This is a genomic window from Citrobacter sp. LJND-P06, assembly GCF_058188415.1.
The window spans coordinates 3,280,939-3,303,443 of record NZ_CP187317.1; the positions used below are offsets into that span (position 1 = coordinate 3,280,939).

The 22,505-nt window shown below is 55.6% G+C and carries 17 protein-coding genes; 6 read left to right on the forward strand and 11 right to left on the reverse strand.

Features of this window, described 5'->3' with window-relative positions; translation table 11 throughout:
- Positions 1 to 70: 70 nt before the first annotated feature.
- The 5 genes from entH to entC are packed head-to-tail and all read right to left on the reverse strand — an operon-like array spanning position 71 to position 4,908.
- Complete coding sequence (gene entH, locus ACO7SM_RS15715; protein WP_490468300.1) at positions 71 to 484, reverse strand: proofreading thioesterase EntH; 414 nt, start codon at positions 482 to 484, stop codon at positions 71 to 73.
- Positions 485 to 486: 2 nt separating this feature from the next.
- The gene (gene entA, locus ACO7SM_RS15720) at positions 487 to 1,242 is read right to left on the reverse strand and encodes a 2,3-dihydro-2,3-dihydroxybenzoate dehydrogenase EntA (protein ID WP_490468301.1); all 756 of its coding nucleotides are present in this window, start codon (positions 1,240 to 1,242) and stop codon (positions 487 to 489) included.
- Complete coding sequence (locus tag ACO7SM_RS15725) at positions 1,242 to 2,099, reverse strand: isochorismatase (protein ID WP_490468302.1); 858 nt, start codon at positions 2,097 to 2,099, stop codon at positions 1,242 to 1,244. Before ACO7SM_RS15725 ends, entA begins: the two co-directional genes overlap by 1 nt.
- Before the next feature lie 13 nt (positions 2,100 to 2,112).
- The gene (gene entE / locus ACO7SM_RS15730) at positions 2,113 to 3,723 is read right to left on the reverse strand and encodes a (2,3-dihydroxybenzoyl)adenylate synthase EntE (RefSeq protein ID WP_490470962.1); all 1,611 of its coding nucleotides are present in this window, start codon (positions 3,721 to 3,723) and stop codon (positions 2,113 to 2,115) included.
- A gap of 9 nt (positions 3,724 to 3,732) precedes the next feature.
- Positions 3,733 to 4,908 (reverse strand): isochorismate synthase EntC, encoded by a 1,176-nt coding sequence (gene entC, locus ACO7SM_RS15735; RefSeq protein WP_490468303.1) that lies wholly within the window; start codon positions 4,906 to 4,908, stop codon positions 3,733 to 3,735.
- Between the two features lie 186 nt (positions 4,909 to 5,094).
- On the opposite strand from entC, the gene fepB reads away from it, so the two are divergent.
- A complete protein-coding gene (gene fepB / locus ACO7SM_RS15740; protein ID WP_490468304.1) occupies positions 5,095 to 6,042 on the forward strand; it encodes a Fe2+-enterobactin ABC transporter substrate-binding protein in 948 nt (315 codons plus the stop codon).
- Between the two features lie 72 nt (positions 6,043 to 6,114).
- On the opposite strand, the gene entS is transcribed toward fepB, so the two are convergent.
- The gene (gene entS / locus ACO7SM_RS15745; RefSeq protein ID WP_192611503.1) at positions 6,115 to 7,350 is read right to left on the reverse strand and encodes an enterobactin transporter EntS; all 1,236 of its coding nucleotides are present in this window, start codon (positions 7,348 to 7,350) and stop codon (positions 6,115 to 6,117) included.
- Positions 7,351 to 7,461: 111 nt separating this feature from the next.
- On the opposite strand from entS, the gene fepD reads away from it, so the two are divergent.
- The 3 genes from fepD to fepC are packed head-to-tail and all read left to right on the forward strand — an operon-like array spanning position 7,462 to position 10,255.
- On the forward strand, positions 7,462 to 8,469 hold the full coding sequence (gene fepD, locus ACO7SM_RS15750; RefSeq protein WP_490468305.1) for a Fe(3+)-siderophore ABC transporter permease: 1,008 nt from the start codon (positions 7,462 to 7,464) through the stop codon (positions 8,467 to 8,469).
- Entirely contained in the window at positions 8,466 to 9,458 is a 993-nt protein-coding gene (gene fepG, locus ACO7SM_RS15755) for an iron-enterobactin ABC transporter permease (RefSeq protein ID WP_490468306.1), read from the forward strand. Before fepD ends, fepG begins: the two co-directional genes overlap by 4 nt.
- On the forward strand, positions 9,455 to 10,255 hold the full coding sequence (gene fepC / locus ACO7SM_RS15760) for an iron-enterobactin ABC transporter ATP-binding protein (RefSeq protein WP_490468307.1): 801 nt from the start codon (positions 9,455 to 9,457) through the stop codon (positions 10,253 to 10,255). The genes fepG and fepC overlap by 4 nt, the downstream gene beginning before the upstream one ends.
- 52 nt (positions 10,256 to 10,307) lie before the next feature.
- On the opposite strand, the gene wzz(fepE) is transcribed toward fepC, so the two are convergent.
- The 4 genes from wzz(fepE) to fes all read right to left on the reverse strand — a co-directional run bounded on the left by wzz(fepE) (position 10,308) and on the right by fes (position 17,065).
- Positions 10,308 to 11,450, reverse strand: a complete 1,143-nt coding sequence (wzz(fepE), locus tag ACO7SM_RS15765; RefSeq protein WP_490470963.1) for an LPS O-antigen length regulator Wzz(fepE) — start codon at positions 11,448 to 11,450, stop codon at positions 10,308 to 10,310.
- Positions 11,451 to 11,701: 251 nt separating this feature from the next.
- Positions 11,702 to 15,586, reverse strand: a complete 3,885-nt coding sequence (entF, locus tag ACO7SM_RS15770; protein WP_490468308.1) for an enterobactin non-ribosomal peptide synthetase EntF — start codon at positions 15,584 to 15,586, stop codon at positions 11,702 to 11,704.
- Complete coding sequence (locus ACO7SM_RS15775; protein ID WP_490468309.1) at positions 15,583 to 15,801, reverse strand: MbtH family protein; 219 nt, start codon at positions 15,799 to 15,801, stop codon at positions 15,583 to 15,585. The genes entF and ACO7SM_RS15775 overlap by 4 nt, the downstream gene beginning before the upstream one ends.
- Positions 15,802 to 15,832: 31 nt before the next feature.
- A complete protein-coding gene (gene fes, locus ACO7SM_RS15780) occupies positions 15,833 to 17,065 on the reverse strand; it encodes an enterochelin esterase (protein WP_490468310.1) in 1,233 nt (410 codons plus the stop codon).
- A 257-nt stretch (positions 17,066 to 17,322) separates the two neighbouring features.
- On the opposite strand from fes, the gene ACO7SM_RS15785 reads away from it, so the two are divergent.
- Both ACO7SM_RS15785 and entD read left to right on the forward strand, forming a co-directional pair.
- Positions 17,323 to 19,596 (forward strand): TonB-dependent siderophore receptor, encoded by a 2,274-nt coding sequence (locus ACO7SM_RS15785; protein ID WP_490468311.1) that lies wholly within the window; start codon positions 17,323 to 17,325, stop codon positions 19,594 to 19,596.
- A 47-nt stretch (positions 19,597 to 19,643) separates the two neighbouring features.
- A complete protein-coding gene (entD, locus tag ACO7SM_RS15790; RefSeq protein ID WP_490468312.1) occupies positions 19,644 to 20,348 on the forward strand; it encodes an enterobactin synthase subunit EntD in 705 nt (234 codons plus the stop codon).
- Here entD and ACO7SM_RS15795 read toward each other — a convergent pair.
- Positions 20,293 to 22,326 carry a choline transporter gene (locus tag ACO7SM_RS15795; protein WP_490468313.1) on the reverse strand — a complete coding sequence of 678 codons (2,034 nt, stop codon included), beginning with the start codon at positions 22,324 to 22,326 and terminating at the stop codon, positions 20,293 to 20,295. The two genes, entD and ACO7SM_RS15795, sit on opposite strands and share 56 nt — an antisense overlap.
- Positions 22,327 to 22,505: the final 179 nt, after the last annotated feature.

Genomic DNA, 22,505 nt, shown 5'->3' on the forward strand with positions numbered 1-22,505 from the left:
TACATCGCATTGTTAACTGGATCACTCCATTCACCTGCTAACCCTGCAATATCATTTTATTTTGCCGACATTACCCCAGAACGGCAGTCCCTAAACGGCAGGTGCAACAACGCCGTCCTTGTTCATCAAAAACAGCAATTTCCCAACTCTGATTTTGCCGTCCGAGATGCAGTGGCTGGCACACACCGCGCACTTTTCCCTGGGATACCGCCCGGTGGTGAGTGGCGTTCAGTTCGGTGCCGACAACGCACTGCCCGTCGCGGGTCATCAGATAACCCGCCATTGAACCCAGCGTCTCCGCCAGCGCCGCTGACGCCCCGCCATGCAGTAAACCAAACGGCTGATGCGTCCGGGCATCAACGGGCATTTCCGCTTCCAGCACGTCGTCAGCGAGTCGGGTGTAGACAATCCCCAGATGCGCCACCATCGTGTTCTGGCTGGTGGCATTCAGTTCTTCAAGCGTCAAATGGCGTTTCCAGATCATCGTTATGCTCCCAGCGTTGAGCCGCCATCAACCACAATATCCTGCAACGTAATGTGGCTTGCCAGATCGGAGGCCAGAAACAGAATGGTATTGGCGATTTCCTGAGGACGCGCGATTTTCCCCAACGGAATGCCGAGTTTAAACTGCTCGCCAAAACCGCGAATTCGCTGCTGTTCGGCGTCATCACTGACCCACAACGTGCGCTGCATATCGGTGTCCGTTGAACCCGGTGAAACGAGATTACACCGCACGCCGCTGGCGGCCAGTTCCAGCCCGACGGTCAGCGCCAGACTTTTCAGCGCCGCTTTCGATGCGCCATAAGCACTCATGCCAATCCGCGGCGTATGTGCGGCATCGGAAGCCACGGTGACGATAGCGCCCCCCTGCTGGCGACGAAACTGCGCCATCGTCTGCTGGAAGAGATTAAACGCGCCGCCCACGTTGACGGCAAAGGTCTGCTGCCATTCATCGGCGCTGAGTTCATCCGTCGCGCCCATGTGCAAAATTCCCGCGGCATTCACCAGCACGTCCAGACGTTCGGTTTTTTGCAGCAGGCGCTGGCACACCTGCGCCACCTGCTCACGCTGCGCAATATCCAGCACCTGAGTTGCAAACGGATAGTCGTCGCGCGTAAATTCACGATCGAACCCGGTAACGCACGCGCCAGCGTCGACAAACGCCCGTGCCGTCGCATAGCCAATGCCTTTTCCGGCGCCAGTGACCCAGACCGTTTTGCCCTGAAAATCAACGCCAGCCATTATTTCACCTCGCGGGAAAGCAGCGTCCACCAGGCGTCAATCGTCGGGTTCTTCGCTAACATGACAAAATCGATGTCGTTGTGTACCTTACGCCAGCGTGCCGCCAGCGCCATCATGCGCACCGAATCCAGACCGTAGTCGATCAGATTTTCATCGTCCATCGGCTCATCGGACTCATCCAGCAACGGCAGGATAGCCGCACGCAGCGCCTCTTTGCTGGCAGGAACCGGCGCGGGCAACAGTTCTTGCGTCATGACTACGCGACCGGTACGTCCCGCCACATAATTCAGCGACATCAGATGTTCGTCACGACTAAAGTCAGCCAGCGCATCCGCCACCATAAACGGCTTAATATCACGCATAAAGGCATCCGTTGCGGTGGTCATACAACCAATGTGCGCATACACCCCGGTAATGATTAGCTGATTACGGCCGGTTTCTTTCAGCATATGCTCCAGTGGAGAACGGTGGAATGCGCTGTAACGCCATTTCACCAGCACGTTATCGGCCTCATCCGGTGCCAGCGGCCCGACAATTTTTTGTTGCTCAGGTGAACGCGTTAGCCCCGGCCCCCACATATCGTTGAGCAACGCCCTGTCTTCATCACTTTGCTCTTTAGGCTGAGCGGTGTAATAGACCGGAATATGGTTCTCTTTACAGTACTGACGCAGCGCGGCGATATTGGCGATCACCTGCGCCATCATCGGGCAATTATCGCCCCAGAAGCTAACGAAATAGTCCTGCATATCATGGATAAGCAGCGCAGCACGCTGCGGTTCAACGTCCCAGTTCACTTTGCTGGAGGGAATATCAAGTGCAGTGGGCAGCGCGTAAGCCTGCAGTTTAGGAATAGCCATGTTATTTTCTCCTTCAGGCAGGTGCCCGTGACGCCAGCCACTGACGTAATTGTTTTTTATCGACTTTACCGACCGGGGTCAGAGGCAGAGCCTCAACGCATTCCACACGGTCGGGTAATTTGAATTCCGCAACGCCCTGTTCACGCAGGAAACGTCGTACCTGTACCGCACGCAGCGGTGATGTCACCACCAGATACGCGCAGCTTTTCTCCCCCATCAGCTCATCTTCCATGCTGACCAGCGCCGCGTGGATCACCGACGGATGGCGCAATAACAGGTTTTCTACCTCTTCGGCAGCGATCTTTTCTCCGCCACGGTTGATCTGATCTTTTTCTCGCCCCTGTACCGTGATGTACCCGGCTTCGTCTATCGAGATCAGATCGCCGGAGCAGTAAAAACCGTCGGCATCGAATGCATTGGCGTTATGTTCAGGGCTTTTGAAATAACCGCGAAAGGTGTACGGCCCACGCGTCATCAGACGCCCCGTTTCCCCTTGCGGCAGCGGGTTGCCCTCGGCATCCGCCACCCAGACCTCATCGTCAGGACACATCGGGCGCCCCTGGGTATGGATAATGCGCTCCGGGCTGTCATCCAGACGGGTGTAGTTCACCAGCCCTTCGGCCATCCCAAACACCTGCTGCAACTGGCAGCCAATTTCGGCAGGAATACGTGCAGCCAGCGTGGCGGAAAGCCGCGCGCCCCCCACTTGCAACAGTTTCAGAGACGCCAGTTGCGCGTTGCTTCCCCACTCGCCAATGGCCTGAAGCCACAGGCTAACTGCCGGAGGCACCAGCGCCGTTGAATTGATCTGATGTTTTTCTATGAGCGGGAAGCACAGCGTGGCGCTCGGATCGGCGGCCAGCACCACAGTTCCCCCCGCGAGGAACACGCCCAGCGCTCCCGGAGAACTCATGGCATAGTTATGTGCCGCCGGAATAGCGCACAAATAGCGTGTCTCTTCGCTGAAATGGCAGATTTCATTACTACGACGCACGCTGTAGTAATAGTCATTATGGGTACGCGGGATCAGTTTCGGCGTGCCGGTTGTGCCACCGGAAAGCTGAAAATACGCCACTTCATCGGCAGGCGACGGCGTCGCAGTAAAATCTGCGACGGGCTGATTCATCGCCGCACGCAGATTGTGTTCGCCCTCGTCATTAAGCAATTGCACGACGCGAACAGACGCGTGCTCAGCCATAAACGCATTCAGGAAATCATCCCCGGCGAACAATGCATGTTGGCGATCGGCAATCAGCAGCGTTGGTTCGATTTGCCTGGCGTACGCATTCAGTTCGGTTCTCTGATGGCTGAACAGCGCCAGAACCGGCGCCACGCCAATGTTCAACAAGGCGAAAAAGGTGATGTATAACTCGGCCACATTGCCCAGTTGTACCAGCGCAGTGTCGCCCGCGTTAATCCCCTTACGACGCAAACTACAGGCCAGATTCTCCGAGGCTTGATTGAGTTGGCGATAGCTCAGGTGACGCTCGCCCTCAATCACCGCCGTTTTATCGCTCAGCGCATGGCGGGTCAGAATGTCCGTTAAGGGCAGATCCTGCCAGTACCCTTTTTCACGGTAGCGACGGGCAAATTCATCAGGCCACCGGGTGAAAGGAATGCTCATCATTGCTCCTTAATGCAGTCCGAACACATTCAACATGGTGGAAAGTTTCGCGCCCGTTTCACGCCACTCCGCAATCGGGGAGGAGGCAGGCACAATTCCCGCACCGGCAAAAAAGCGCACCTGATTCTGGCGTAACGTCGCGCAGCGGATCGTCACAACCCATTCACCGTTGCCTTCGGCGTCACACCAGCCGACGATGCCGCCAAACAATTCACGGTCAAACGGTTCAAGTTCCGCGATCCACTTTTTCGCGACCTGATGCGGGAAACCGCTCAATGCCGGAGTCGGGTGCAGCAGACACGCCAGCGTCAGGGCGTTCTCTTGTGCGTTCGCTTTGCCTTCAAACGGTGTGCCAAGATGCCAAAGCGTGGGGGTGGCGACCAGTTGCGGGGAGGACGGAAGCTGTAATTCACGGCTGCGATTGCGCAGCACCTTTTTCATCGCCTGAGTGACCAGGTCGTGTTCATGACGGTCTTTTTCCGACGCCAGCAGACGATTACCCGCCTCTCTGTCCAGCACATCATCAGGCTGACGGCGAGCCGACCCGGCCAACGGCAGAGAACTGAAATGATCGCCCTCTTTACGCAGCAGCAATTCCGGGCTGGCGCCGAGCAATACCCCACCGTCTTCCAGCGGGACATGGAAGTTGTAACTAACGGGGTTTTGCGCCACCAGGCGTTCCAGCAAGGCTCCGCTGTCGATATTGTCGTCGGTGGTGATATCAATCAGACGCGACAACACCACTTTGTCGACTTCCGGCGTTGCCGTCAGCGCCGCCGCTTTCGCCACCATCGCCTCAAAATTATCCTGCTCAGGAATGGCGTTACGCGCAACGACGTTCAGGGACGGATATTCAGTGAAATAGCGCGATGACTGTTGCTTTGCCGGGCGAGAAAACGTCTGCCAGGACTCCGGTATAAACAGCGACGAAGGCTGGCGTGTATCAAAGGGGATCGCGCCGACCATGACCGGGTTTTTAATCCCCTGCGATTTGGCCCTGGCAAACAGCGCATGTAATTTTTGTTGAAACGGGCTATCAGGGGAATCCCCATCCACAGCAGGTTCATCAAAGCGGGCGAAGCATCCGGACGTCGTAAAACTGCGATACGGCGACATAAAGAAAAAATGTTCGGGGGCAAGCGTTGCCATTTTCTGCTGTACATCCTCGGCCAGTGACGTATCCATATCATCCTCCAAAAATGATAAAGGTTTTAATAATGATTATCATTTATATTTTCGGTCGCTAACCTAAAAGCAAACAGACGGCATGTCAACTCTTGCGCTAACACATTGTGCGACTTTGACTTGCATCCCTTCTCGCTAACAATGAAAATGAGAAGCATTAACTTCACTGATAACAGGAACTGCGTTGTGAGATTATCTTTTCTGCCTGGCCTGCTGATTGGGCTCTTCGTTTTCGGATTCTCCTCAGCCCACGCCGCTGACTGGCCACGTCAGATAACCGACAGCCGTGGAACACACACGCTGGAGCACAAACCTGAGCGTATTGTCTCGACCAGCGTCACACTGACCGGTTCGCTGCTGGCCATTGACGCCCCAGTTATTGCCAGCGGGGCCACCACGCCGAACAACCGCGTCGGTGACGATCACGGTTTTTTACGCCAATGGAGCGAGGTGGCGAAAGCGCGCAAACTGAACCGTCTGTACATCGGCGAACCCAGTGCTGAAGCGGTAGCCGCACAGATGCCCGATCTCATTCTGGTAAGCGCCACCGGCGGCGACTCTGCGCTGGCGCTTTACGATCAGCTCTCTTCTATCGCCCCGACGCTTATCATCAACTATGACGATAAAAGCTGGCAGTCGTTGCTGACACAGCTCGGCGGGATAACCGGACAGGAAAAACAGGCGGCGGAACGCATCGCTGAATTTGATACACAAATGGCGGCGGTAAAACAGCAGATTAAACTGCCGCCGCAACCGGTCAGCGCGCTGGTATACACTGCCGCCGCGCACACCGCCAACTTATGGACGCCGGAGTCTGCGCAGGGCAAGATGATGGAGCAACTCGGCTTCACGCTGGCGGCGTTGCCAGCCAACATGCATACCAGTACCAGTCAGGGGAAACGCCACGACATCGTCCAGCTTGGCGGTGAAAATCTGGCGGCGGGTCTGAACGGTGAGGCACTATTCTTGTTTGCTGGTGACAGCAACGACGCCAATGCCATTTATGCCAACCCATTGCTGGCGCACCTGCCAGCGGTGCAAAATAAACGTGTTTACGCGCTGGGTACCGAAACGTTCCGCCTGGACTACTACAGTGCAACGCTACTGTTGAACCGTCTTGCCGCTCTGTTTTAAGTTACTTTGCCGGATGGCGGCGAATGCCTTATCAGGCCTACATCTCTCGTAGGCCTGATACGCAAAGCGCCATCAGGCACTTGCAGGCGTCTGGCGAAAACGCCGTAACTCACTCAGCAACAGCAGCAGTAATAGCCCCACAATTACCAGTCCAAATCCACTGACGCTTGCCGAGGCGACCGGTGTCATCATCGCGCCCAGACCGCCTAACAGCGCCGCGCCGATAGCATCCCCGGTGACGTTCTGCGCCGTCCACAGGCCGTTTATCCTGCCGAGCATCGATTCCGGCGTTTGCGTTTGTAGCATCGTGTATTGCAGTAACGAACTGATGGCACTGAGCCAGCCAAACAGGGCGAGGCAAATAACGCCCAGCGCCCAGACGGGCATCAGGCCAAACAAACCTATCGCCAGGAAAGAACCGACCGTGGAAGCCAGCATAATCAGACCGGGACGTACGCTGTGAGCCAGTTGTCCGCTGGTCAGCGCGCCGACCGCTGCGCCGAGGGGAATGGCGGCATAGAGAAAACCAATTTGTGCCGCAGACATGTGCCAGTTTAGCGCCAGCGCCGGATAGAGCACCCGCACCGCGCTCGCCATAGTCAGCAAACCGCCGAGCAGCGCAATACCGCCAATCAGCGGGCTGGCAAACAAAAAGCGAAACGCCGCCAGCAGCGATTTAAGCGGATGCTCACGGGGCTGAGGCGGTGGAGGTAATAGCGGAAGCCGCAATAACGGCAGCAATGTGATAAAGGTGCCCGCGGCAGCCAGACCATAGTTCCAGGCCACGCCGCCCGTGGCTAACAGCAGTCCACCCAGCATGGGAGAGATAACCGATCCCAGGCGAACCGTCAGCATCGTAATCGCCCCCGCCTGCATCAGATTTTCGCGGCCAACCAGCGCTGGCGTCGCCGCCAACAGCGCGGTGACCCCCAGCGAAGCAAAGAAACCATCCCACAGGCCAAGCAGATAAATCGCCAGCAGCGAAGGTTCCGGCAGCAGCGCGTTCAGACACAGGCCGATGAAGCCAATACCACAGGTACCCCGCGCCAGCAGGATCACTTTTTTACGCTCATAGCGATCGGCTAATACGCCGCCCACCATCAGACCCACAAACATTGCGCTACCGGTCAGCGTCACCGACAAACCGACCTGCCACGTTGAGTGGGTCATCATTTGGATCTGTACCGGAACCGCCACACCGAGCAAACCCAGTGAAACGATGGAGATAAAACGGGCAAGGAAAACCGCACGGAATGCCGGGTGCGTCTTCAACAGGCTGAGATTCAATAGCCAGGATTGTCGATTCATTACAACGCCTTAATACGAGCTTTTTTAAATATCCATTCAGAGGCTGCACATGCTAACATAACCAAATAAGATCGATAACGATAATTACTATCATTATCAGGGAAGTTTGATATGTCATGTTCTGTTTCCGTGACGCGCGCTATCGCCGTCCCCGGATTGTTGTTATTACTTGTTCTCGCCACCGCATTAAGTCTGGCTATCGGCGCAAAATCACTGCCAGCCTCTGTCGTTCTGGACGCACTGACCGGTCACTGTCAAAGCCCTGACTGCATCATCGTGCTGGATGCGCGACTGCCGCGTACGCTGGCCGGATTACTGGCCGGGGGCGCGCTGGGTCTTGCCGGTGCCTTAATGCAAACGCTCTCCCGCAACCCGCTTGCCGATCCGGGCATTCTTGGTGTTAATGCAGGAGCCAGCTTTGCCATTGTTCTGGGCGCCGCATTTTTCGGCTATTCCTCCGCAGAGGAACAACTCTTGATGGCATTTGCCGGTGCCCTTGCGGCGTCACTGATTGTGGCGTTTACCGGCAGTCAGGGGGGCGGTCAGTTAAGTCCTGTACGGCTGACGCTGGCCGGTGTCGCGCTTAGCGCAGTGCTGGAAGGGCTTTCCAGTGGAATTGCCCTCCTTAACCCGGATGTGTACGACCAACTGCGCTTCTGGCAAGCGGGCTCGTTGGATATCCGCAGTTTGCACACGCTGAAGGTGGTGCTGGCACCAGTACTGATGGCAGGCGTCGTCGCGTTATGCCTGAGTCGGGCGCTCAATAGTCTGAGTCTGGGCAGCGATACCGCCACCGCGCTCGGCAACAGGGTGGCGCGTACCCAGATTCTCGGTTTGCTGGTGATTACCGTGTTATGCGGGAGCGCAACGGCAATTGTCGGCCCTATCGCGTTCATTGGTTTAATGATGCCGCACATGGCACGCTGGCTGGTGGGGGCCGATCACCGCTGGTCATTGCCTGTCACACTTCTGGCTACCCCTGCCCTGCTGCTGTTTGCCGATATCATTGGCCGGGTCATCGTTCCTGGCGAATTACGCGTTTCAGTTGTCAGTGCGTTTATTGGTGCACCGGTACTCATTTTTCTTGTCCGACGCAGACAACGCGGGGGCGCCGTATGAAACACGTTTCCCGCCGTCTGATCCTCTGCTGTCTGTGGCTGGTATTCGCCGCGGTATGCGTCAGTATATGGAGTCTTCGCAGTGGCGCCGTCACGCTGGATACGTCGCAGGTTATTTCTGCGTTACTGGGTGACGCTCCGCGCAGTATCACGCTGGTCGTCACCGAATGGCGTTTACCGCGCGTACTGATGGCGCTGCTTATTGGCGCAGCCCTTGGCGTCAGCGGCGCAATTTTCCAGTCGTTAATGCGTAACCCGTTGGGAAGCCCGGATGTGATGGGGTTCAACACCGGTGCCTGGAGCGGCGTGCTGATTGCCATGGTGTTGTTCGGTCAACATCTGACGGCGATTGCGCTGGCCGCGATGCTGGGAGGGATACTCACGTCACTGGTGGTCTGGGCGCTTGCCTGGCGTAACGGTATTGAAACCTTCAGGCTGATTATTATTGGCATCGGCGTACGCGCGATGCTGGTGGCATTTAATACCTGGTTGCTCCTCGAGGCGTCCTTAGAGACGGCGCTTACCGCCGGTTTATGGAATGCGGGTTCACTCAACGGCCTGACATGGGTGAAAACCTGGCCCTCTGCCCCGTTGATCATCGCCATGCTGGTTTGCGCGGCGCTTCTGGTACGGCGTATGCGCCTGCTCGAGATGGGGGATGATAGCGCCTGCGCGCTCGGCGTTAGCGTGGAGCGCTCCCGTTTGTTGATGATGCTGGTGGCGGTGGTTCTGACCGCCGCCGCGACGGCGCTCGCTGGCCCTATCTCCTTTATCGCGCTTGTCGCGCCGCATATTGCACGTCGCCTCAGCGGCACCGCTCGCTGGGGATTAACCCTGTCAGCGCTGTGCGGCGCACTATTACTGCTGCTCGCCGATCGGGTTGCTCAACAACTGTTTATGCCTTATCAGCTCCCGGTGGGCGTTGTTACCGTAAGCCTTGGCGGCATTTATCTTATCGTCTTGTTAATTCAGGAGTCCCGCAAAAAATGACCGAATCAGTAGCCCGTTTGCGTGGCGACCAGTTGACGCTGGGTTACGGTAAATTTACCGTGGCCGAAAATCTGAATGTCTCAATTCCCGACGGCCATTTCACCGCCATTATCGGACCGAATGGGTGCGGAAAATCGACGCTGCTGCGTACATTGAGTCGCCTGATGACTCCCGCCAAAGGACACGTCTGGTTGGATGGAGAGCATATTCAGCACTATGCCAGTAAAGAAGTGGCTCGTCGTATCGGTCTGTTAGCGCAAAATGCCACCACACCCGGCGACATCACCGTACAGGAGTTGGTCGCGCGGGGTCGCTATCCGCATCAGCCCTTGTTTACCCGCTGGCGCAAAGAAGATGAAGAGGCGGTTATACGCGCCATGCGCGCCACGGGGGTAACAAACCTGGCGACACAAAGCGTAGACACGCTTTCCGGCGGGCAGCGCCAGCGTGCCTGGATAGCCATGGTGCTGGCGCAAGAGACATCCATCATGCTACTGGATGAACCCACGACATGGCTGGATATCAGCCACCAGATTGATCTGCTGGAGCTGCTGAGTGAACTGAATCGTGAGAAAGGATATACCCTCGCCGCTGTCCTGCATGATTTGAATCAGGCCTGTCGGTATGCCACGCATCTGATTGCGTTACGTGAAGGCAAAATAGTGGCACAGGGCGCGCCGAAGGAGATTGTGACGTCGGAACTGATTGAAGAAATCTATGGGCTGCGTTGCATGATAATCGAAGACCCGATCGCGGGAACGCCGTTAGTCGTCCCGCTTGGGCGTTCCGGAAACTAGTTCCGGACGCCACTTTCATGCCAGCCGGAGGGTTTTCCTCTCCGGCAAACCATCAGGTCAGTTGCTCTTCCATTGAAAGAGATTCTTCCCTCTTGCGGGAAAACAATGCATGGCGCAGTAATACCCCACCGCACGCCACCATACCGCCCAGGAACGCCGCCAGAATCACGATGACAGACTTGCGTGGGCCGTCTTTCTTCACAGGCAGTGAAGGCGCCAGTTGGTATTTAAAGGGAACAAAGTTGACGTCCTTGACATTCATCGTGCCCAACTGCTCAACGTAGTACTGGCGATTTCGTAAATCCGCATTTAGTTCTGCCACATCCGTCACAGATTTTTCAATTTTCAGCTTACGAGCAATCCCGTCAGCACCCAGTGAAATAGAAAAGTCAGGATCATCTTTTACTGCCTGACCGTTACTGTAGACCGGCTTTTTAATCCCGGCTGCATTGGCGATATCCAGTGAGTAATTGAGTCGCTGAATATTGGCCTCAAGCTGGTTTTTGAGCCTTGCCCGATCCATCTCCAGTCGCGCTTTCTCAAAACTGGTTTTTATTTCCAGCTTATTGCGAATATTCTCAATCGACTCCTTCACGACGAGATTGGAAATATACTGGATATATCCTGCAAGCACCTTCTGTGCCTCTTCTTGCGTCGGAGCGGTAAAACTCAAAGTCCACGACGTATATAACGACGTATCATTTTTCTTACCCGCATTACTGTCGACAGCTTTCATTTTTTCACTCAGCGCCACGATTGCCCGGTGCAAATCCATCTCATCGATCTCGGCATCTTTCAGCTGATCCATAACGTAAGGTGATGAGCGGAGGTACTCTTCCAGTAATGAAGGGGATTGAAACTTCTTGATAAAAAGGTTGAATACGCCGTCACGATCGACGCTCACATCCATATCCAGCACCCGCAGTTTCGTCAGGGTTTTCTCAAGCCCCTGCCACTGGATAGGTTCAGGCGGTGTGACAATCGCCTCGCTGGTCCACTTTTGCGGTAGCAGAAATGAGATCAGTAACCCGAGACATGCAAAAGCAAAAACGACAGTAATAATTCGATTTTTCGCGCGCAATAAAATATCAATGAGGTTTAATAAATCAATCTCATTGCTATTACGGGGTGCCGATGCGGGCTGCCAGGCAGTAAATTCCGAATCTTTTTCTTGTTTAACATTAAGTGATGACATGCCGTATAACCTGAGTACAAAACGCGATGAAAGAATCCTTCTTTGACAAGATTCTAACAGCAACTCAGAATTATCCGAAACGATCTTTGTATAATAATCCTAAGCAAACGCAATATTAGGAATTTTGCTTACCCTTTGGTTATGTTTCTTTTTTGTTACAAAACATTCAATACAAATAAAAACCCATAATAATTAGCTCTTATTATGGGTTTGTATAAAGATATTATCTGAAAACGTCCAGAAAACGCCCGTTATTTGCTAAGTAGTTCACAAATTATTGGCCCAATATTCTCAAACGCGGACGGCGAAATAATATCGACATGCGCGCAGTCCTGACGGTAGATATCCAACCCGGCTATCCACGGAGCCCAACTCTGCTCAGGACTAACCCCTTCCGGTAGCGTTCGTTGGGCCACAAAGAGTGTGGCCCGGCCATCAAACGGTACACTGCGCGCCGTGGTGAGCAAGCGTACCGCATCCGCATAATTTCCCTCTATGGCGGTGAACAACGCCTCGCTGGCATGCCCACGCTGAGCGGACAGAAACGCTTCACGCTCGCGGTCGATCTCGGCCAACACCTCCGGGTCCAATCCGTTGGCCTCTTTCTCCTGCCAGTTTTGCGTTTCTGGCGGCCAGGTATCCAGCAGCCCGAGGAACGCGACATTTTCCCCCCGGGCGCGTAAGCGCGCAGCGATTCCCTGCGCCAGCGTCCCCCCCAGAGAATATCCCAGTAAATAGTACGGGCCATGCGGCTGCTGTTTTAGCAGCGTCGCCAGATGATGCTCACAAACCGCATCCAGGTTCGCCGCCGTCTGCATTGGGCCATGAGGTCGTGGCGACTGAATCCCCATAATTGACCAGTGTGGTGCGAGGTAGCGCGCCAGGACGCTAAACTGCCAGGCAAAACCGGAAGCCGGATGGAAACAAAACAGCGTCGGCCCATCGCTTTCGCGCAGGGGCAACAGCGTTTCGAATCCCAGTTGCCGGGAGTGCTCGTCTTCAACGGTATCCAGCAGCGCACTCAGTTGTGCGACGGTGGACGCCACCATAATCTGACCCGGTGTGACCTGACGTGCGAATGTCTGACTCAACTGCGCGGCCAGTTTCATTGCCAACAATGAGTGTCCCCCCAGCGCAAAGAAATCAGCCTCCACATCGTTGACCTCGCATCCCAGCATGTGAGCAAAGGCGTTAGCGATTGTCGTTTCCGTGCCGGGAAGCGGCGCACGCCCTTGCGTACGTTGTGTCACCTGCGGCATCGGCAATGCTTTGCGGTCCAGTTTTCCGTTGGCGCTGAGCGGCAGTTCCGCCAGTTGAAGCAGCACGACCGGAACCATATGCGGCGGGAGTTTTTCTCGTAACTGCGCCTGCAACACGGTGACGTCCAGTGGCAAACCGGAACGTGACACCAGATATCCCACCAGTTGTCGGGCATCACCGCCCGTCGCCGCCGCCTGATTAAACACACAGGCATGGGCAACGGCATGCTCAACATCCGGCAGCATTTGCATCACGCGGTCGATTTCCCCCAGTTCAATACGCTGACCCCGGATCTTAAGCTGATCGTCACTGCGCCCCAGATACTCTACAGCGCCAGAGGTGAGCCAGCGCGCCACGTCGCCGGTACGATACATCCGTTCACCCGGCGCAAACGGATCGGCGATAAAACGACTTGCCGTTAAATCCGCTCTTCCCAGATAGCCTTGCGCCAACTGGATGCCGGTCAAATACAAATCGCCCGCCGTTCCCGGAGGCACCGGGCGCATCATGGCATCGAGGATCCGCAGACCGGTATTCCAGACCGGATAACCGATTGGCACGCTACTTCCGGTCACCGCGGCAAGTTCGTCGCCACAGGCCGGATACCAACTGACATCCACTGCCGCTTCCGTTGGCCCATACAAATTATGCAACGGTGCGCCGGTCAGTTGTTGCCACTCCCGGCACAGGTCGCCGGGCAACGCCTCTCCACTGCAAAAAACATGCTTTAATGAGGCGCAACATTTGTGGGCGGTTTCTGGCGTCAGCGAAGCGACAAACGCCGCCAGCATTGACGGTACAAAATGGGTGGTGGTCACACCGTAGCGTGCAAAGAAATGCTGCATCGCCAGCGGATCGCGATGCGCCTCCGGCTCTGCCATCACCAGCCTGGCACCGGCAATAAACGGCCAGAAAAACTCCCACACCGAAACGTCGAAACTACACGGCGTTTTTTGCGCCACCACATCGTCTGCCGTCAGCGAATAGTGATCCTGCATCCACAGCAAACGGTTGACGATCGCCGTTTGCCCCACCATCACCCCTTTCGGTCTTCCCGTCGAACCTGAGGTGAAAATGATATACGCCGTATGGTGTGGCTGAGACAGCGCTAACGGCGCGGTGTCGCCAGCCGCCAGCGGCTCGCTGTAGCACAGACTTTCCAGACCTGGAATGTCGCTAAACCGGGCTCGTTGTTCATCGGTGGTAATCAACAGTTTCGGCTGCGCATCTTCCAGCATCATTCGCAGACGTTCGTCCGGATATCCCGTATCCAGCGGTAGCCAGGCGGCACCGGCTTCGACAATGCCATGCAACGCTAACGTCAGGAATACCGAGCGCGGCAACGCCACCGCTACGCTATCCCCGGGCTTCACCCCACGTTCACGCAGTAAATTGGCGAGCGCTACCACCTGCTCGCGCATTTCGCGATAGCTGAACTGATAGCGCGCATCCGCCAGCGCAGGGGCATCCGGCGTTTTACTCGCCTGCTGGGCCACCAGCGCGCTGAGCGTGGTCGACGGGATATCCACCGCCGTCGCATTCACCTTCGCCAGCAGCTCATATTCGGCAGGCAACAGCATGTCGGCATCGCCACAGCGCAGGGAAGGATTTGCCGCAAACTGGTTAATCAGCGCCATCAGACGCGAAGCATGTTGAGTTAAGGTTGCTTCTTCATAGCGCTGTTTATTGGCGAGGATTTCAATACTCAGACCGCCCTCTTCATCCGGGAAGAGCGCCAGTTCCAGATCGTTAACCGGCCCCGTCGCCAGCGTGTGGGTGATAGCCTGAACGCCAGGGATATCCAGTTGATAGTCAAACACCTTCACGTTCAGAACAGGGCCGAATAACGGTTCGCCACCCGCCGTGCGCCCGCTGTCACGGACAATCTGTTCGGCGTCATAACGTTGATGGCGGCGCATTTTTTTCAGTTGTCCGGCAAGACGCGTCGCCAGTTCCCCAAGACTTTCTGCCGCCCTGATGTTGACCCCCAACGGCAGCACATTCAGCACCGGGCCTGTCGCGGTCAACGCCGCCGATCCCATCCGCCGCATAAAGATAAAACCGGCGGTGTAATCAGGACGTCCACATAAACGCCCCAGCCAAAGCGTCACCAACGCCAGTGCGAGATCGGCGCGCTGCACATCGGGCATACGGGCGGCCAGTTGGCGGAACAAGCCTTGCGGCGCGTTCAATTTCATGCGCAGAACATCAGCGCTGGCAGCATTGCCAGACAGAGGGGCAGAAGACAGCGACGCAAGAGGCGGTAACTGGGTGCGCTGTTGCGCCCAAAATGCCCCATCACGCTGATACGCTTCGCTGCCACGGTAGCGCTGATACTCGTCCACGACTTCGGCAAAGGGGGTAAACGGGGAATCAGGCGTCGGTTCCCCGTGTTGCCATGCGCGGTAAATGGCGGCGATCTGTCGCGTAATAGCGGGGAAACTAAAGCCATCCACCAGCAAATGATGATAACGTTGATACCAGTACCAGCGAGTGTCATCCACCTGAATCAACAGGTGCAGGGTAAGCGGTTTTCCACCATCGGCCCGCAGATTTTGCCCAAGATCGGCATGCATCACCGCCAGCGCAGCATCGTGGGGTGCAGATTCACCGCGCAGGTCGATAATCTCCGGCTCGGCAATCGGCAACTGTGGATCAACCCATTGCCAGACCTCTCCGTTGTCTTGCGTAAACCGCAAACGCAACGTGTCAGCGTGTTTCATTCCCGCCACGGCCGCTTTCGCCAGTAAAGGCGCATCCAGTTCGCCGCATAATTCCACGTAATGCGCCACACTCCAGGCAGAAGGCAAAGAAGAAAGCGTTTCTGCCATCCAGATCCCCGGCTGCGCGGCGACCAGAGGTAAACGTTGGGTCATTGTGCCTCCTGCACATCGGCATAATGGGCGGGCGCCAATGTCGTCCAGTGGGTCGCCAACCAGAGTTGACAGGTTTCTTGTGGTTGCGGCTCGCACACCACTTGCCAGCCCGCAGGCAGTGAACACTGCTGAGGCCAGAGACTAAACTGGCGCTGCGCATTTTGCAGAATGTAAAACTGTCCCTGCGGATTATCGAAGGGATTACTGAATTCCATACTCAACTCCTGTCGTGGAAACTCGCCCGGCTCAGGCCTGATTGTTCTGGTGCTCGCAGGAGTCAGTCAGCGGTTGCCATAGCGTCATCAACCCCTGCATGAGTCCACCGCGCCAGCAAAGCGCATCATGTCCGCCGTCAACCTGACGCCAGCACACCGACGGCTGCACGTTATGCAACTGGCGGTAAAGCGCCTGATTCGCCTCAAAAATGATCGGTTCTCTGATGCCCGCCTCCAGCACAATGCGCAATCCCTGTGCGGAAACAGCACCCGCTTTCAGTTGCCCGGTAATGATCCCTTCCTGCTGTGCGCCGCGATGCGGCCACCAGTAAGACCCCGATTGACTCAGTACGCAGCCAAATCGCCCGGGCCAGTGCAGCGCGGCGTACAGCGACGAAAGTCCACCAAAACTTTGTCCGGCAACGATCGTCTGCTCAGGGCTATCGCTAAAGGGCGCAACGGCCTGCACTTGCGGCAATAACTCCTGCTGAACCGCCAGCCAGAAGTCGGCGTTGCACGGTAATTCCCGGCTACGGTGAGGAGTGTCGATGGCATCGATAAGCAGATAAACCGCAGCCGGAAGCTGCTTTCGGGAGGTGAGCGAAGTAAGAGCGGGCCAGACCGGCATACTCTGTGCCCAAAACTGCCCGTCCAGCAGAATCGCCAGCGGTCGTTTCTCCGCAGAATTTTTCCCGGTGGTAAACACCCACACGCGTCGGGTGTTGCCCAGACGTTCACTGCGCCATTGCAAACAACGCGGGGGAGTCTCCGGCTTTTCAGGGTGATTCCATCCAGGCTGCACCGGAGCATCGGGCATTTCCAGCGCCGAAACGCCGTGCCCTCTTCCTCCCGTCCAACTGACCGGGTTGAGAGGATCGGCAATCGCCTGCGGTAAAAGTTGTCGCCACCCTTCACGAAGGGTCGTGCGTTCAGGCGTTTCACCGGCAACAAATGAGGTAAAAATATCGTTGCGCGCGGACGGGATAAAACAGTAACTGCCCCGCCAGTGGGCGCTAAGTTCCGTGCTCCACTGCCAGACATCCGTCCCGGCAATGCGCTGCATTGACTGCGGAATGGCATTTTGATGATGGTCGGTGACACCCGTGATGTAGACCCATACACGGCGTATCGGGGAGTGGTTTTCTGTTCCCTGCGGATCTCGCCACCAGAAAGTGACCCGGCAATCACCGTTTTCCGTACGTACCCATTCAGGTCCATTTTTTGACTGCCACCAGCTTTCACTTCCCACCGAAAACGCTGCCACCAACATAACCCCATGTTTATTGCGCAATTTTTCATTCATTGCTGAAATATATTGATAATATTATTGATAACTATTTGCATTTGCAATAGCGTATTGTCGCGCTGTGGGAAGCGCGAACCGTATTCCACCACTTATAAACGCTCTGGCACTGCGTGCTCTTCTGGAATGAAGGGTCTGCGCAGAAGCGGGCGACATCAGGCTAACGCCCCTTTACCGGGCGACGTTGGCACACGTGGCTAAAAAAAGCAGGACATACAATGAACAAGAAGATTCATTCCCTGGCCTTACTGGTCAATTTAGGGATTTATGGGGTAGCGCTACCCGCTCTGGCAGAAGAGACAGCAGACACCCCTGCCGTCGCCAATGAAGACACTATCGTGGTGACCGCCGCCCAGCAGAACTTACAGGCGCCGGGCGTTTCCACCATCACCGCGGATGAAATCCGCAAAAATCCCCCCGCCCGCGATGTGTCGGAAATCATCCGCACCATGCCTGGCGTCAACCTGACGGGTAACTCCACCAGTGGTCAGCGCGGGAACAATCGTCAAATTGATATTCGCGGGATGGGCCCGGAAAATACCCTGATCCTGATTGACGGCAAACCGGTCACCAGCCGTAACTCAGTGCGCCTTGGCTGGCGCGGTGAACGTGATACCCGTGGTGATACTTCATGGGTGCCGCCGGAGATGATTGAACGTATCGAAGTGCTGCGCGGCCCTGCCGCAGCCCGTTACGGCAATGGCGCCGCCGGTGGCGTGGTGAACATCATCACCAAAAAGGGCAGCAGCGAATGGCACGGTTCGTGGAACACCTATTTCAACGCGCCAGAACATAAAGAAGAAGGTTCAACCAAACGCACCAACTTTAGCCTGAACGGCCCGCTGGGCGGGGATTTCAGTTTCCGTCTGTTTGGTAATCTCGACAAAACGCAGGCCGATGCGCGTGACATCAACCAGGGCCATCAATCGGAACGAACGGGCAGCTATGCCGACACGTTGCCTGCGGGTCGTGAAGGGGTTATCAATAAAGATATCAATGGCGTTGTACGCTGGGATTTCGCCCCGCTCCAGTCTCTGGAATTCGAAGCCGGTTACAACCGCCAGGGCAACCTCTACGCCGGTGATACGCAGAACACCAACACCAACCAGTTGGTGAAAGATAGCTACGGGGAAGAAACCAACCGTATGTATCGCCAGAACTACGCCCTCACCTGGAATGGCGGCTGGGATAACGGTGTCACCACCAGCAACTGGGTACAGTACGAACATACCCGTAACTCGCGAACGCCAGAAGGCCTAGCGGGGGGCACCGAAGGCATCTTCGATCCAAAAGCCTCGCAAAAATACGTTGATGCCGATCTGAATGACGTCATGCTGCACAGCGAAGTGAGCATTCCGTTCGATCTCTTCGTGAATCAGAACCTGACGCTGGGTACCGAATGGACCCAACAGCGCATGAAGGACATGCTCTCCAACTCGCAAACCTTTATGGGCGGCGATATTCCAGGGTCATCCAGTACCGACCGCAGTCCGTACTCCAAAGCAGAGATTTTCTCGCTGTTTGCCGAAAACAACATGGAGCTGACCGACAGCACCATGCTAACGCCGGGCCTGCGTTTCGATCATCACAGCATTGTCGGCGACAACTGGAGCCCGTCCCTGAACCTGTCGCAAGGTCTGGGCGATGACTTCACCCTGAAGATGGGTATCGCGCGCGCCTACAAAGCGCCAAGCCTGTACCAGACTAACCCGAACTATATTCTGTACAGTAAAGGCCAGGGCTGTTATGCCACGGGGGCGGCCAGCGGCATCGGTTGCTACATGATGGGTAACGATGACCTGAAAGCCGAAACCAGCATCAACAAAGAGATTGGTCTGGAATTCAAGCGTGACGGTTGGCTGGCGGGCGTGACCTGGTTCCGTAACGATTATCGCAACAAGATTGAAGCCGGTACGACGCCGCTCAGCAGAACGTCCATCTCCAACAAAGGGAAAACGACCTACACCGATATCTACCAGTGGGAAAACGTACCGAAAGCGGTGGTCGAAGGGCTGGAAGGGACGCTGAACGTGCCGGTTAGCGAAACCGTAAACTGGACCAACAACATCACTTACATGCTGCAAAGTAAGAATAAAGAAACCGGCGAACGCCTGTCGATTATTCCGGAATACACGCTGAACTCAACCTTAAGCTGGCAGGTACGTCAGGATGTTTCTCTGCAATCGACGCTCACCTGGTACGGCAAACAAGAGCCGAAGAAATACGATTATCAGGGCAAACCGGTCACGGGTACGGATAAACAATCCGTCAGTCCGTACAGCATTGTCGGCCTGAGCGCGACCTGGGATGTGACGAAAAACGTCAGTCTGACCGGCGGCGTGGATAACGTCTTTGACAAACGTCTGTGGCGTGAAGGTAATGCGCAGACCGTCAGCGACACGAAAACCGGTGATTTTATGGCTGGCGCTGGCGCGTACACCTATAACGAACCGGGTCGTACGTGGTATATGAGCGTAAATACTCACTTCTGATGCTGATTCCCCCTCGCCTTTTGGGGAGGGGGATTTTCTGAAAAGCCATGCTAACTCATCACTCAACCTTCTCTTTTGCCGAGCACACGCTGCACTGTGTTGCGTTCGACCCTGACAGCTTCCATGAGCACGATCTCTTCTGGCTCCCGCATCACGCACAGTTACACGCAGCCGGGCGAAAACGTAAAGCCGAGCATTTAGCCGGGCGCATTGCCGCCGTCCACGCGCTGCGCGAGTACGGCAGTAAAGCGGTTCCCGCCATCGGTGAACAGCGCCAACCGTTATGGCCTGCGGGTTTATCGGGCAGTATCAGTCATTGTGCAACGACCGCACTGGCCGTTGTGTCGCGGCAGCCTGTGGGTGTGGATATCGAGGTGATTTTTACACCGCAGATGGCAGAAGAACTAAAAGACAGCATCGTTGATATCGAGGAGCGAGAGATTTTACGCTCCAGCGCGCTGCCTTTTACGCTCGCCTTAACGCTGGCTTTTTCCGCCAAAGAGAGTCTGTATAAAGCGTATTGTGGAAGGGTCAATGCGTGGCCGGGATTCGGCAGCGCGAAAATCAGCGCGATAAACGCAAGCCGCATGAGCCTGCGCTTAACCGCACTCTTTTCACCTCACCTCGCCGGTAGTGTTGTTAACGTCGAATGGCAAACTTATGGTGACTGCGTCATCACGTTATGCCTGACGCGTCCTACATTCCAGGAAACAGCACGCCGTTCCCCGGCGCTTCGCGATCCAAATGGATAAAGTTCAGATGCCGCTCGTACTGATCGAGAATATCGGTGATCACCTGCTCTTTGCTGTAGTCCATCAGATCGTTCCCCTGACTGCCCTCAAGCAGAAAGGTTTCCAGCCGGTAGTAGGTCGATTTCCCACTACGCGCCCGATAAGTAAAACCGGGGATCGCATATTTTTGCGGCCAGATTTGATAAACGAAGTTACGTTCATCGCCCAAATTCACCCGCAGATCCAGATGACCGAGCGCGTCCCCCTCTTCCGGCGGCAGGCTGGATAACACTACGTTCGCGCCGCGCAGTTTCAGTTCATGCGCCACCTCTTCCATGGCCGGAAAACAGACCGTCTCCATCATCTCACGGGTGTAACGGGTTCCCGGATAGTTCATCAGCCGCGACAACCGTTTTTTCCAGCTCAATCTATCCTGAACGCCCATCGGGCGCGGGGCGGTGTTCCGGTTGGCGCTTTCCCGGCGGTAATCTTCAACCTTCAGCGATTTATACAACCCCGCCATAATAAAGAAGATCACAAAGCTGAAGGGCAGTCCCATGATCACCGTCGTGTTCTGTAACGCGGAAATCCCATTGGTCATCAGCATTCCCAGCGTCAACAGACCAATCGCCACCGACCAGAACACGCGCAGCCAGGCGGGCGCATCGCTATTGATATCCTTCAGTTTCGAGGTGAAATTCCCTAATACCAGCGCGCCGGAATCCGCCGAGGTCACATAGAACAGCAAGCCGGTTATCGTGGCGACGGATGCGCTAAAGGTAAACGCCGGATACTGCGCCAGCAGGCTGTAGAAGCCACGTTCAGGATGGGTCATCGCCTCTTCGGCAAAACCCGCATCGCCGTGAATTATCTCGTACAGCGCGCTGTTACCAAACACCGACAGCCACAGCAGGGTGAAGGTAAACGGAATAATCAGGGTGCCGAAAACAAACTGGCGAATCGTACGCCCACGGGAAATGCGCGCCAAAAACAGGCCAACAAACGGCGACCACGCCACCCACCACGCCCAGAAAAACAGCGTCCAACTATTCATCCACTCAACCGGACGGTCAAAGGCAAAGCTGTTGAGCGTCATACCCATAAAGCGGTTCACATAGTCGCCCACGTTCAACACCAGCGCGTTGAGCAGGAACGACGTTTCGCCCATAAACAGCACAAAGAGGATCAGCCCCAGCGCCAGCAGCACGTTGAGTTCCGACAGCACGCGGATCCCTTTATCTACCCCCGACGTCACCGAGATGGTGGCGATCGCCACCGAGAGCACAATCAGCGCCGCTTTCGCCGCCATGGAATCCGGAATATCAAACAGCACGCTCAGCCCGTAGTTGAGCTGTACCACGCCAATCCCAAGCGTAGTGGCGATACCGAAAATGGTGCCGATCACCGCCGCGATATCGACGCTGTGACCAATAGGCCCGTTGATGCGCTTACCGAAAATCGGATACAGCGCCGAGCGGATCGTCAGCGGCAGATTATAGCGGTAGCTAAAGTAGCCGAGCGCCATCCCCATCAGCGCATACATCGACCAGCCGGTCAGCCCATAGTGGAAGAGCGTCCACACCATCGACTGGCGCGCCGCTTCCATGGTCTGCCCCGCCCCTTCCGGCGGCTGCATATATTGAGAAACAGGCTCAGCCACCGAGAAGAACATCAGGTCAATACCAATCCCCGCCGCGAACAGCATCGCAGCCCAGCTTAGCAGGCTGAATTCTGGTTTCGATTGCTCCGGGCCCAGCTTGACTGAACCGAAGCGTGAACAGGCAATAAAGATAACAAAAACAATATAGAGCGTGGCGGCGAGCAGGTAATACCAACCGAACGTTTTGGAAACCCAGTTGAGGGTTCGGCCAATCCAGATGGCGGAAAAATCACTAAAGAAAATGGTGGTCAGGGAAAACAACAAAATCAGTCCGGCTGACGTGTAAAAAACAACGGGATTGATTTTGTCCTTTTCTCCGTCGGTAACAAGGTTCGTCATCGATTACCTCAGATTAAGTAACGCTGACTACTCTGTTGAGCAGCAAACTCCTGGAGACTCTGTAAGGTCATTGTACGCTTACCAAAAATAACCTTATACACAGAAATGAAATAAGAATAATTATTTGTTTTTAAATGAAAAAATTAAACACCCCTGAATATCTCCTTAACGAAATCAGC

Bases quoted from the DNA above. Each gene is read 5' to 3' on its own strand.
- entH (WP_490468300.1), bottom strand. From the start codon at position 484: ATGATCTGGAAACGCCATTTGACGCTTGAAGAACTGAATGCCACCAGC.
- entA (WP_490468301.1), bottom strand. From the start codon at position 1,242: ATGGCTGGCGTTGATTTTCAGGGCAAAACGGTCTGGGTCACTGGCGCC.
- ACO7SM_RS15725 (WP_490468302.1), bottom strand. From the start codon at position 2,099: ATGGCTATTCCTAAACTGCAGGCTTACGCGCTGCCCACTGCACTTGAT.
- entE (WP_490470962.1), bottom strand. From the start codon at position 3,723: ATGAGCATTCCTTTCACCCGGTGGCCTGATGAATTTGCCCGTCGCTAC.
- entC (WP_490468303.1), bottom strand. From the start codon at position 4,908: ATGGATACGTCACTGGCCGAGGATGTACAGCAGAAAATGGCAACGCTT.
- entS (WP_192611503.1), bottom strand. From the start codon at position 7,350: ATGAATCGACAATCCTGGCTATTGAATCTCAGCCTGTTGAAGACGCAC.
- fepD (WP_490468305.1), top strand. From the start codon at position 7,462: ATGTCATGTTCTGTTTCCGTGACGCGCGCTATCGCCGTCCCCGGATTG.
- fepG (WP_490468306.1), top strand. From the start codon at position 8,466: ATGAAACACGTTTCCCGCCGTCTGATCCTCTGCTGTCTGTGGCTGGTA.
- fepC (WP_490468307.1), top strand. From the start codon at position 9,455: ATGACCGAATCAGTAGCCCGTTTGCGTGGCGACCAGTTGACGCTGGGT.
- entF (WP_490468308.1), bottom strand. From the start codon at position 15,586: ATGACCCAACGTTTACCTCTGGTCGCCGCGCAGCCGGGGATCTGGATG.
- ACO7SM_RS15775 (WP_490468309.1), bottom strand. From the start codon at position 15,801: ATGGAATTCAGTAATCCCTTCGATAATCCGCAGGGACAGTTTTACATT.
- ACO7SM_RS15785 (WP_490468311.1), top strand. From the start codon at position 17,323: ATGAACAAGAAGATTCATTCCCTGGCCTTACTGGTCAATTTAGGGATT.
- entD (WP_490468312.1), top strand. From the start codon at position 19,644: ATGCTAACTCATCACTCAACCTTCTCTTTTGCCGAGCACACGCTGCAC.
- ACO7SM_RS15795 (WP_490468313.1), bottom strand. From the start codon at position 22,326: ATGACGAACCTTGTTACCGACGGAGAAAAGGACAAAATCAATCCCGTT.